The organism is Parvimonas sp. oral taxon 393 str. F0440 (assembly GCA_000223315.2).
Lineage (GTDB): Bacteria > Bacillota > Clostridia > Tissierellales > Peptoniphilaceae > Parvimonas.
The window spans coordinates 102,296-115,030 of sequence record AFUS01000004.1 but is presented as its reverse complement, the minus strand read 5'-3'; the positions used below and the strand labels follow the sequence as shown (position 1 = coordinate 115,030).

Annotated in this window: 10 protein-coding genes and 1 riboswitch; of the genes, 3 read left to right on the top strand and 7 right to left on the bottom strand. The window is 29.6% G+C overall.

The window, feature by feature from the left end; translation table 11 throughout:
- The first annotated feature begins 118 nt into the window (after positions 1–118).
- A riboswitch (FMN riboswitch) is annotated at positions 119–232 on the top strand.
- 48 nt (positions 233–280) lie between these two features.
- The gene (locus HMPREF9127_RS01375; RefSeq protein ID WP_009447923.1) at positions 281–880 is read left to right on the top strand and encodes an ECF transporter S component; all 600 of its coding nucleotides are present in this window, start codon (positions 281–283) and stop codon (positions 878–880) included.
- 74 nt (positions 881–954) lie between these two features.
- Here the strand turns inward: HMPREF9127_RS01375 and yjeM are convergent, their stop codons facing one another.
- A complete protein-coding gene (yjeM, locus tag HMPREF9127_RS01370) occupies positions 955–2,448 on the bottom strand; it encodes a glutamate/gamma-aminobutyrate family transporter YjeM (protein ID WP_009448056.1) in 1,494 nt (497 codons plus the stop codon).
- 406 nt (positions 2,449–2,854) lie between these two features.
- Positions 2,855–4,450 (bottom strand): ATP-binding cassette domain-containing protein, encoded by a 1,596-nt coding sequence (locus tag HMPREF9127_RS01365; RefSeq protein ID WP_009448165.1) that lies wholly within the window; start codon positions 4,448–4,450, stop codon positions 2,855–2,857.
- 465 nt (positions 4,451–4,915) lie between these two features.
- On the opposite strand from HMPREF9127_RS01365, the gene uraA reads away from it, so the two are divergent.
- Positions 4,916–6,181: a uracil permease gene (gene uraA / locus HMPREF9127_RS01360; RefSeq protein WP_009448203.1), complete on the top strand. Its 1,266-nt coding sequence runs from the start codon at positions 4,916–4,918 to the stop codon at positions 6,179–6,181.
- Between the two features lie 1,024 nt (positions 6,182–7,205).
- Here uraA and HMPREF9127_RS08315 read toward each other — a convergent pair.
- The 5 genes from HMPREF9127_RS08315 to fsa all read right to left on the bottom strand — a co-directional run bounded on the left by HMPREF9127_RS08315 (position 7,206) and on the right by fsa (position 11,668).
- The gene (locus HMPREF9127_RS08315) at positions 7,206–7,607 is read right to left on the bottom strand and encodes an L-2-amino-thiazoline-4-carboxylic acid hydrolase (protein WP_255261662.1); all 402 of its coding nucleotides are present in this window, start codon (positions 7,605–7,607) and stop codon (positions 7,206–7,208) included.
- A gap of 615 nt (positions 7,608–8,222) precedes the next feature.
- On the bottom strand, positions 8,223–8,684 hold the full coding sequence (locus HMPREF9127_RS01350) for a flavodoxin (protein ID WP_009448016.1): 462 nt from the start codon (positions 8,682–8,684) through the stop codon (positions 8,223–8,225).
- Between the two features lie 37 nt (positions 8,685–8,721).
- Entirely contained in the window at positions 8,722–10,032 is a 1,311-nt protein-coding gene (rho, locus tag HMPREF9127_RS01345) for a transcription termination factor Rho (protein ID WP_009447706.1), read from the bottom strand.
- Position 10,033: 1 nt separating this feature from the next.
- Positions 10,034–11,014, bottom strand: coding sequence for a class II fructose-bisphosphatase (glpX, locus tag HMPREF9127_RS01340; protein ID WP_009447991.1), 981 nt, complete (start codon positions 11,012–11,014; stop codon positions 10,034–10,036).
- Between the two features lie 12 nt (positions 11,015–11,026).
- On the bottom strand, positions 11,027–11,668 hold the full coding sequence (fsa, locus tag HMPREF9127_RS01335) for a fructose-6-phosphate aldolase (RefSeq protein ID WP_004832661.1): 642 nt from the start codon (positions 11,666–11,668) through the stop codon (positions 11,027–11,029).
- Between the two features lie 141 nt (positions 11,669–11,809).
- Here fsa and HMPREF9127_RS01330 point away from each other — a divergent pair, with 141 nt between their 5' ends.
- Positions 11,810–12,502: a class I SAM-dependent methyltransferase gene (locus HMPREF9127_RS01330; protein WP_009448379.1), complete on the top strand. Its 693-nt coding sequence runs from the start codon at positions 11,810–11,812 to the stop codon at positions 12,500–12,502.
- Positions 12,503–12,735: the final 233 nt, after the last annotated feature.

Genomic DNA, 12,735 nt, shown 5'->3' with positions numbered 1-12,735 from the left:
TTTTTCTAATGAATATCCCCTTATTTATTAGAATTTCTTATTAAAAACTCTTTCAAAAGTAAATTAAGCATATTTTTGTCTTTTATATTGACAATGTTTATTATTTATGTTATACTCAACTTGTCTTCAGGGCGAGGGTCGTTTCCTCACCGGCAGTAAAGTCTGCGAGCATTATGCTGAATTGGTGAAATTCCAATACCGACAGTTAAAGTCTGGATGAGAGAAGAAATTGTTATGCCCTAAAGATGGCATTTTTTTTGCTAAAATTTAGGAGGTTATTATGAACAACAAAAAATTTGGTATTTCAGAAATTACAAAAATTGCAATTCTTGCATCAATATCAGTGCTTTTAATGTTTATTAAAGTCCCACTACCTTTTGCCCCGACATTTATGGAAATGGATATTGCAGAATTACCTGCATTAATCGGTGGATTTGCAATGGGACCGTTAGCAGGATTTTTAATTGTATGTATAAAAATTTTACTTAATATTGTAATTAACGGAACAAAAACTTTTTATGTCGGAGAGCTTTCAAACTTAATAGTTTCATCAGCTTTCGTTTTAACAACTGCTTTTATCTATAAACACAATAAAAGCAAAAAATCTGCTTTACTAGGACTTGTAATAGGTAGTATTTCAATGTCAATAATTGCAACTTTGAGCAATTATTTTATAATATTTCCACTTTATGCAAAACTTTTAAAAATTGACTTAAATGCTTTTGTCGGAATGGTAGCAAAAATTAATCCACTGGTAAAAAGTTACTTTACATTAATGCTATTCTCAGTATTACCTTTTAACTTAGTTAAAACAGCTGTTACTTCAATAGTAACATCATTATTATACAAAAGAATATCACCAATATTAAAAAGAAAATAAAAAATTTAAACATAAATACAATCAAAAAACGACAAATCTTTTAGATTTGTCGTTTTTTATATTATTTGTTAATATTAATTTATTCCCTTTGATTTTTCCATTCTTCCATAAAGATATAGTGCAATTAAAGTAAATACTAATGGTCCTGCAACTGACATTATAGTTGTTAACCAGTCTCCTGATGTGATTGCAGGTTCAATAACTGTAAATAAATTTGCAAAACCTACTATAAAACAAGCAACCGCAACCGCAACTTTAGCTGATGCATAAGTTTTGAATTTTACAAAAGGTCTTTCTATCTTATCATCTCTTTTAAACGCCAAGAATGAATAAGCGATGAAGAAATATGGTAAAGTCATTGAAACATTTGTCATTGAAACTAAAACTTGGAAAAATTGTTGTGCACTTTTTCCACCGAATGATACTATAAAGATTATTATAATTACACAAACTGCTTGATAAACCATTGGTTTAGTATAAATTCCATTTTTTTGTTCAGTCCATGATTTTGGCCATAATTCTTTAGGAGTTCCACCAATTAATTGTTTTAGTGGAGAATAAATAAGAGCAAAGAAAGCTCCTGTTAATGCTAGGAACATTGAAATACCCATATAACGAGAAACCCAAAGTCCTACATTTCTAGCAGCAGATTCTGCAAGCCCAAAAGCAAGACCTAATTGATATCCCATATGGTTCATAGCAATATATGATACATTACCTAAAGTAATTTTTTGACTAGAAAATTCTGCAAATGCAAATGACCATTTAGTAAATGTACCAAAAATTAAAATACCTAATGAGTATCCTAAAGATATTACAATGGCTGAAATAACAACTCCTTTTGGAAAGTTCTTTTCAGCATTTTCAGTTTGATCAACAAGTCCTCCGACAATTTCCAAACCACCGTATGCAAATATAGCATAAACAACAAATGACAAAACTTGTAAGCCTCCGGCATAAGCAGGATTTGGTGAACGAACAAAAGCATCAGCAGTTATAGGATCTCCAACTCCACCTTTATTAAGGATTAACATTAAAATTCCACCAACAAATAAAAATACATTAATCAATGCTACGGCACTACCCCCAAAAGATGTGAACTTCTTAATTTTATCAACACCCTTTGTGGATATGAATGTTAAAACAATAATCCATATAATAGCAAGAATACCTAATGTTTTTACAGAGTCAAGTCCGAATAGTGACCAGCTTTGAGTTTTATCAATTCCAAAAATTGCATTTGATAAAACAATCCATATACCTGAACCAACATTTACCATCCATACAATAAATGCTGAATACCACATAAATGTTACAACAAATGCATACTTACCTCCTGAAGTTCCTTCAAGCCAAGAATACATTCCACCTTCAGAATCCTTAAAAGCTGCTCCGTATTCTGCAATCATAAATGCAAATGGTAAAAAGAAAGTTAAACAAGATATAATAAACCAAGGAATAGCTGCGTATCCCATAAGATAATATGATCTTGTTACATTAGTAAAACCAAATACAGAAGTGAACACCATTAAAACGAGTGCTCTTAAACTCAATTTCTTTTTAGACATAATATCCCTCCAATTCTTAATTTATTCAATTTGAATGATAACACAAAATAACAGGTATGTCAACATATTATAAATAAATTTTATACTTTTTAATAAAATTAACTTTTAAAGTGTTGAATTATAATTTTTAAAAATAATAATATTTTATGAAAAATAGTCAGTTAATTTTAAAAATAATTTATTATAATAAGAATTTAAAGTCTATTTACAAATAAATTATAAAGCTTGAAATTGAATATCATAAGAAATTTTAATAAAATAAATCAATATAAACTTAAAATAGACATTATCTTGTATTTTAAATAATAATTTTTAAAATAATCATTTATCTTTCTATATTATATATTTTAAAATTATAAAATAAAAAACAGCTATTTTCAGAAATTAACCGTTTTTTTAAACTATTTTAAAAATCTACTTTTTTCATAATTACATTTCCATCTATCACCTTAATTATATTATCAAATTTTTTAAGATGCTCAGTAGATGTATTATGTGTTACAATCAAAACTGTTTGATCAGATTTCAATAAAATATCTTCTAGTCTTGAAACACTTTCCGTATCAACGCCCGTAAAAGGTTCATCCAAAACTAGTATTTCTCCTTTTCTGCATAATATACGAAGTAATGCTAGAACTCTTTTTTCACCACCACTAAAGTTTGAACAATCAGGAGTATTTCTACCGAGTATATCTTTGACTATCGTAACTTCGTTGGCATTATTAGGAATATAATCATAGGAATATGAATCAAAAACAGTTATATTTTCTTTTACAGATGCACGATAAATATGCTCATGTTGACTCATATAAAGCAATGTATTTGATAAATTAAGCTCTTTTACATTTTCTCCATCAATAATGACTTTCCCCTGATTTGGCTTATGTATTCCAAGTAATAAATTTAAAAAAGTTGACTTTCCTGCACCTGATTTACCAACAATTGCATATTTTTTTCCTTTTTCTATTTTTAAATTTATATCTTCTAGTTGTAATTTATCAACCGTGAAATTTACATTATCAAAAATAAGCTCGTTTTTAAAAGTTTCTAATTCTTTTTTATTTATTATTTCTGATTTTTGATTTAAAAATGAAAGTATATTTTGTTTTGTAGAATTAACTGAACGTATAGCAGTAATGTCATATAGCAAACTATCAATAGGGTCAATAAATGCAGAAGAATAGCTTAGTGTCGCTATTGCCACACCTACTGTTATCTCTTTTTTATAAAATAAATATCCTACAATAGTAAAAGTTAACGCCCTAACCATTTTGGTCATAAAATCACTTACTCCAAGTACAAGAGCCTTTTTCTTCCCAAATTCATACCTTTTATCTGCTGTTTTATATAGAATTTCATTATGTCTATTTTTTATATTTTCAATTGTTTTAGAATTTATTAAACCAAAACCTTCAAGCAAATCGGAAATAGTTGAAGTATATTTTCCAAGATGTTTTTGATAATTACTTCTACTATTATCCAACATTTTTCCAAATATCTTTGGGATAAAAATCGCAAAAATAGAAGATAAAACTACAACTAAACCAATTTTATAGTTGATATTCATAAAAATAATAACTCCATAAATCAACATCATATTTACAGAACGAATTACATCTACAATAGGTTGTAAATAATCTTGTTCTAATGCAGTAATATCATTTGATTGAATAGAAATATATTCCCCTATCGGCTTCTCTTGAAAAACTTTAGCATTCATATTAAAAATTTTATCAAAAAAACTCTTTTTAAGTCTTGTTTCAAATGAAATTCCTGATTTAAATGCTACTAAAATGCAAAAATATTGCATTAGAGAATAAATTCCAAGTAATAAAGCATATAATAGAATGGCTAAAATTATTTGACTTGACGTACTTTGTAATCCATAGTCGAATAACCACTTTTGAATCAATGGAGTTAATGCTAAACAAATAACTCCAATAAAATCCAAAATTATTTGAAGAATAATATATTTTTTAACTTTAGATAAATAATCTTTCATTTCTTACTCCTAAATAATTTATAATAGTATAAAATAATACCTTCATACCTTTATATTATATCATACTTTTCATTTTTAAAATGATTTTAACTTAAAAGTATGATGACATTAAGTTTCCTTTTTGAAATGTTTAATGTAAACCTAATTATAGTAAGCTAAAACTCAAAATGGAAATTTTAATTTTTAATGATATTCTTTAATTTTTATAGTTTTTAAAACTTTACTTTTTGTTTTTTATGATGTATAATTGTAAAGATAAATTTAAGGAGGTAAGTTATGGCAAATTTAGTTAAGTTTTTTAAAACAAATCTATTTAACTTTTTTAACTTTGTTTTAACGATACTCTTTTTCAATTTTAATAGTGGACTTACTGTCTTTAAAAATATTTTACTTAATTATTAATGGAATAACTGTTGTTATTTCATTTTTTTATATGTTTTTAAAGCTTAAGTCAAAGGAGGATTTATGAATAATAAAGAAATTATCGGTGTAAGGGATAAAGTTCCCGTAACAATGCTTATACCTTTGAGTTTACAACATACTTTTGCTATGTTTGGAGCTTCAGTTTTAGTTCCAATTTTGTTTAATGTAAACCCTGGCATTGTTCTTTTGATGAATGGTATAGGTACATTATTGTTTATTTTTATCACAAAAGGAAAAGCTCCTGCATATTTAGGTTCAAGTTTTGCATTTTTAGGAGTAGGTACTGTTATTATTAATACTATGGGTTATAGATATGCACTTGGAGCATTTGCAACAACAGGATTTTTAGGTTGTATCTTGGCTTACCTAATATACAAATTTAGAACTGATTGGATAAATATTGTACTTCCACCGGCAGCAATGGGTGCGGTTGTATCTCTTATTGGTCTTGAACTTGCAGGAAATACAATAACAGGCGGAAAAATCGGTGCAAATATATTGACTGAAACTTCAACAAGTGCAGACGTTTGGGTGTTCATGATTACACTTTCAGTTGCAATTTTAGGCTCAGTTGTATTTAGAAAATTTTTAGGAACTATACCAATACTAATTGCTATCATCTGTGGATATATAGCAGCCTTAGCTTTTGGAATGATTGACTTTTCTACAGTTACATCTTCAACATTATTTACAATACCGGAATTTCAATTCCCGATTTTTGACTTCAAAGCAAGTTTGATAATGTTTCCTGCATTACTCGTAATAACTTCAGAACATATAAGTCATCAAGTTGTAACAAGTAATATAATCGGACAAAATCTTTTAGAAGATCCGGGCTTACATAGAAGTATCTTTGCTGATAACTTCTCAACTATGTTATCCGCTCTTGTAGGTGGAGTTCCAACAACAACTTATGGAGAAAACATAGGTGTAATGGCAGTTACTAAAGTTTATTCAGTTTATGTAATTGCCGGTGCAGCAGTAATCTCAATATGTATGGCATTTATCGCCCCTTTAAGTATGTTAATTCAAAGCATACCGGGAAATGTAATTGGTGGAATAACATTCTTACTTTACGGAATGATTGGTACTTCCGGAATAAGACTTTTAGTTGATTCAAAAGTTGACTATTCAAATAGCCAAAATTTGATTTTGACTTCAGTTGTATTTGTAACAGGACTTAGTGGAATTTCAATTAATTTCTTTGGAATGCAATTAAAAGGAATGGTTCTTGCAAGTATGGTTGCAGTGGTACTAAGTTTAATATTCCATTTTCTAAACAAGTTTGGACTTTCAAATCATAAATAAATAGGACAAAAACAAAAACTCAGCTTTTTTCAAAGTTGAGTTTTTTAATTCTATAAAAAGTTAATTAATACTTTCGTTAAGATTTCTTTCAGAAATATAAACAAGCAATAGTTGAGATCTCCATTATTGAATGTATCTTCGATACATTTATTTTTGCTTGTTTACAAGCAAAAATATGAGATTTCTCCATTCCGCTATCGCTACAGTCGAAATGACGTATAAGGGAAATCCCTTTGTTTAAGAGATAGACGTGAACAGTAAATAAACTTCAAAATATATTTATATTCTGAATAAAAATGTAATATTTCACGTCTTAGTACCTAGCAAAACAAATCTCCCCAACACGTCATCTTGAGCGAAACGTAGTGTAGTCGAAAGATCTCAACTATTATTTGTTTACAAATAATAGTAAGTCCTGTACAGGACTTATAAAAAACAAAACAGCTATATAATTACAACGAAGTTATCCTAAAAATTTTTAGTTAATATATTTTTTATCCGATGTATCTTCGATACGTTTACTTTTGCCATTACAAAAGTATGAGATTTCCACAGTCGATTGTACTCAAATTAAAGATTTGAACAATCTTTGTGTCAGACCTACTTTTTGTTGTTTATGAATAGACAACAAAAGTTAGGGCTAGATTCACTACGCCAAAATGACGTATAAAGAATAATCTTCGCCTATTAGCTTAACGTGAACAGTAAATAAATTCTAAATACTATTTGAAAAAAGTAAAAACTCAACTTTTCGCAAAGTTGAGTTTTTCTATAAAATCCATAATTTTATAAGTTATTTTCTAGCCATTTTTGTAATTCATCAAAATCGTAAAATGCACTTAAGGCTAATCCATCTTTTACTGTATAATTTTTACATCTATATTTTTCATTTTCTCCTTTACTCTCCTTCTAAATTTCAGCAAAAAAACAGCAAACCAATTTGATTTACTGCTTCATGAATTACTATGGTATAGCATGTTATTTGTTAACTACGCTATAAAAAATTTCAATCATAAAATCTTTTTTACTTATCCCACTTTGAACCTTTTTTACATATATAAAAATCACAACAATCTGCACCGGTAGCTATTGTTCCTTTTCTTTTTAGTACACCGCCCATCATAGCAATAGTCTCATAATCCATCTTACACATATATGGTATCAATTCCTCGTGATGTTCCTGTTTACCCAAGGCACAAAGCCCACATCTATGATATATCACTGTATATTCATTTTCGTCTCTACCTAAAATGAGTTCTGTATTCCAATTAAACTCACTATCAGAAACTGCATTTGCAATCTTGTTTTTTTCTATTTTCTTTTTTTGCGTTTTTATATCAAAAGCCTTTTGTTTTTGGAAGTTTTTCTTTAATATAGGAGCTTCCATTGTAGCGCTGACCATTTCTCCAAACTGTTCTTGATCCATTTTTCCTTCCATCGCTTCATATATGGACAGCCACAAAATTCCGCTGGTAAGACACACTCTCAGAGGATTTTTTCTAAGGCTTCCTATATCCGGTGTCCGTTTAATCATATCCTTATAATTTTTTTAGAAATCCTTTTTACATTCTTTATATCAATATCTTTCCAATATTGTTTTATAAATTGAAATATGGTAGGCGATAAGACATACCACATTATCTTTTCGCATAAAGAATTTTTCATAATTTCCCTTCCTTTCAAAATTTTTCAATATATAAGTATTATAGCAAATTTAGGTTAATTTTACCATTGATATGTTTGCCGTCCGCTACGTTCTGTTCTTTGATTTTTCTGTTTCGAACGTTAAGCTATAAATAGAAGAGTTTTCTTTATACGTCATCTCGACCGGAGTGAAACGGAGTGGAGAGATCTCATAGTTTTGCTTGTAAACAAGCAAAATTAAATGTATCGTAGATACATATATAGATAAAATTTCGCAAGGTTTTATATTCAATTATAATTGAATAAAAAATTTAAAATAGTATAAAACTTTATAAAACTAGCATAGAAAAAAACTCAACCTTTCACAAAGTTGAGTTTTTCTATAAAGTCCATAATTTTATAAATTATTTTCTAGCCATTTTTGTAATTCATCAAAATCGTAAAATCCACTTAATGCTAATCCATCTTTTACTATGGAATTTTTACATTCTTTCTTTATATCATCAATCATCATTCCAAATCCCCCACCACCATGAGTGCAGAAAGGAATAATTGTTTTGCCATCCAAATTTGCATTACGTAAAAAAGTAAGAACTGGTGGTGCAAAAGTCTTAAGCCAATTAGGTGAGCCTATAAAAACTATATCTACATCATCAATATTTCCTATTTCTTCAGTTAAAGGCGGACAGTATCCCTTATCAATTTCAATTCTAGCTTCTTTTACTGCTGTGTTATATGAAAATGAATAAGGTCTTAGTGGTTTTAATTCCAATAAATCTCCATCTGTAATCAAAGCGATATCTTCCGCTAATCTTCTAGTTATTCCTGAATAGGAATAATACACAACTAAAATTTTCATCAAAATCTCCTTAAAGTTTCAAATTGAAACTAAATTTTTAATTATTTTTTAAGATAGCTTTGAAGAATTCTTTATTGTTTTCAGTTTTCTTTATATTTTTTACTAAATTTTCCATAATTTCATTAGTATTTGTATTTGAAAGTTTTCTACGAATTAAATTTGCAGATTGCATTTCTTCTTCACTCAAAAGTAAATCGTCTTTTCTAGTTCCTGATTTATAAATATCTATGGCAGGGAAAATTCTAAGTTCTGAAAGTTTTCTACTCAAATGAATTTCCATATTTCCCGTTCCCTTAAATTCTTCATAAATCATATCGTCCATTTTACTTCCCGTATCCACCAGAGTTGTCGCAATTATGGTTAAACTTCCACCATTTTCAACATTTCTCGCAGAACCGAAAAATCTTTTAGGCTTATGCAAAGCAAAAGGATCAAGTCCACCTGTAAGAGTTTTTCCGGAAGACGGTGTATTTACATTGTATGCTCTTGAAAGTCTTGTTATGCTGTCAACCAAAATAACTACATCTTCTCCGAGCTCTACAAGTCTTTTTGCTCTTTCAAGTACAAATTCTGCAAGTCTTATATGATTTTGAGGCAATTCATCAAAAGTTGAAGCTATTACTTCCGCTTTTGTAAATCTCTTCATTTCCGTAACTTCTTCAGGTCTTTCCCCAATAAGTAAAACAAAAATCTTGCTCTTTGGATTATTGATTTCTATGCCTTTTAAAATTGAACGAAGTAGGCTTGTCTTTCCTGCCTTTGGAGGAGCGACTATTAAAGCTCTCTGCCCCTTTCCAATCGGTACTAAAAAGTCAATTATTCTAGTTGAAACCTCATTCTTTTCAGTTTCTAAAGTATATTTTTCATTCGGATAAATCGGAATTAAATCGTCAAAATCTTTTCTAGTTTTTAATTCTGAAACCTTAATATCATTTATTTCATTTATATAGATAAGCGGAGAAAATTTTTCACTTTCTTTACTTTCTCTAGTTAAACCTAAAATTTTATCTCCCTTTTTAAGCCTAAATCTTCTTATCTGAGTTGGTGAGACATAAATGTCTTCTTCTCCTGAGTCATATCCATTTGAACGCAAAAAACCATAACCGTCTGCAGTAATATCAATAAGCCCACAAACAGTTTTTGTATTAGTCTTTAAGTCATTTTCATTTTCAACAGGCTCGTTTATCGTCACCTTTTCAGATTCTTCACTTTCAAAGCCGTTATCCGCCTTTAAAATTTCAGATATCAATTCGTTCTTTTTATATTTTGAAACATTTGCAATTCCATAAGACTTTGCAATAGTTTTTAATTCATCAAGATATTTTCCTTTTAGTAGTTCTATATTCATACTATCTCTTTATCTTTGCATATTCAGGTTTTTTAGAAATTCTATGAGTTGCTTCAATATTTCTAATTGTTCCTGTTTCTGCTCTCATTACAACAGAGTAAGTCTTAACTCTATCATTACCGATATGTCTAACTCCGTTTAAAAGTTCTCCATCAGTTACACCTGTTGCAGCAAATAAAACTTCATCACCATTTACCAAATCATTCATTTCTAAAACCTTTAGCGGATCTTCAAGTCCCATAGCTTCACATCTTTTGAATTCTTCTTCATTAGCAGGAACAAGTCTTCCTTGGAAAACTCCACCTAATGCTTTAATAGCCGCAGCAGCTAAAACACCTTCAGGTGCCCCGCCGATTCCAACCATTAAATCACAACCGCTATTTTCAATACAAGTCGCAATGGCTTGAGCAATATCTCCCGCTTCAAAAAGTTTTATTCTTGCACCAAGTTTTCTAACTCTATCTATAATATCTTGATGTCTTTCTCTATTTAAAATACTAACTGTAACTTCCCCAACTTCTTTTCCTAAAGCTCTCGCAAGTCTTCTTATATTCATTTCAATAGGTAAATCAATATGTATGCAATCAACAGCCAAAGGACCGGCTGCAATCTTATCCATATACATATCAGGAGCATGTAATAAACAACCTTTTGGAGCACAAGCAGCAACTGCAATCGCATTTGGCAATCCATTTGCTACAAGAGAAGTCCCGTCAACCGGATCAACTGCAATATCAACCTTTGCAACACCTTCTTGTCCATTTCCTACAACTTCGCCAATATACAACATAGGAGCTTCATCCATTTCTCCTTCACCGATAACAACAGTTCCTTCCATTGGAAGTTCATTGAACATTGATCTCATTGCTTCAACAGCCGCTCCATCTGCACCGTTTTTATCGCCTTTTCCTAAAAAATATGAAGAACGAATTGCTGCAGCTTCTGTAACTCTTACTAAATTTAAAGTTAAATTTCTATCCATAGCTTCCTCCTATTATTTAACACTTTCCCAATCTTTTAAAAACTTTTCAATTCCTATATCAGTTAATGGGTGTTTTAACATTTGTTTGAACACCTTATAAGGTACTGTTGCAATATCTGCTCCACTCTTTGCAATTTGAAGAACATGCATTGGAGTTCTTACAGATGCGGCAATGATTTCAGTTGTAATCGCATAATTACTGAAAATTTCAAAAATATCTTCAATTAAAATCATTCCTTCAGAGCTAATATCATCAAGTCTTCCTAAAAAAGGACTTACATAAGTTGCTCCAGCCTTTGCTGCAAGAAGTGCTTGAGTTGCTGAGAAAATCAAAGTAACATTTGTCTTTATTCCGTCTTTGCTCAAAACATTAACTGCCTTTAATCCCTCTTCAGTCATAGGAATTTTTATTACAATATTCTTATTTATCTTACAAAGTTCTCTAGCTTCTTTTACCATTCCTTCCGCTTCAAGACTGATAACTTCCGCTGAAATAGGACCGTCAACGATTGAGGTGATTTCAGTTATAACTTCAACAAAATCTCTTCCCTCTTTTGCTATTAAAGATGGGTTCGTAGTAACTCCATCAAGAATACCCCATTTACTTATCTCTCTTATCTCATCAACATTCGCCGTGTCAATAAAAAATTTCATCAATTGCCTCCTAAATATAATTAATCTATTCGAATATATTTTACCACAAAACAATGCAAAATGCTAATTAAACAAAAAGTTGTTTTAAAAAATTTGGGTATAATCAATTATAACATTATATTTTTTAGAATGGAGGTTTATATGAATAAATTTTATAAAGAAATATGCAAATACTACGAAGATATTTTTCCAACAAATGAAGCACAACTAAATTTTTTAAATAATATTTCAGATGGAAAAGACTATTTAGACATAGGCTGTGCAACAGGACTCGTTGCAAAAAACTTAGAAAACTTAGGAAAAAATGTAACTTGCATCGACTTAGAAGAAAGCATGGTAGAAGAAGCAAGAAAAAAAGGACTCAAAGTATATGAAAAAAATATGTTAGAATTAGACTTTGAAGAAAAATTCGACGTCTGCTATTGCATTGGAACAACAATTGCACATTTGGAAGACATAAACCAAATATGTAGCTTCATCCTAAAAACTATGGACTTACTAAAAGAAAATGGAAAACTAGTATTAAGCTGGGTAAACTTTAAACCTTTCATTCTTAAAAACGACCTATTCCTTGGAGCCTTACCGACTCTAGGAACAAAAGTAAAATTTACAAGAAATTATTACAGAGAAAACAGCAAAATCCGTTTCAACACAGTCCTTACAACAGAAAACGAAAGCTTTGAAAACACACAACTCCTAGTTCCACTACTGGTTGATGACCTAATTTCATTCGTAAACCGACTCGGACTAAAATACGAAATCTACGGAAACTTTAAAAAAGACAAATTCGACGAAGAAAACTCTCCGTCAGTAGTATTTGTAGTGAGTAAATAGAGAAAAAACAAACCTACTCGTGAATCACGAGTAGGTTTGTAAATTGGATTAATATAATAATTTTTATATAATTTTTTATTAATATAATAATAATTGATTTAGTTTCCATCCATTTTTGTGGAGATAAAGTAAAAGCATTACTGCCAGCTTCATTTTTAAACCTATCGAATTCGATAGGTTTAAAATTTATATTATTCATTGATTCCCACAAACCTAAAAATTCAATTGTATCT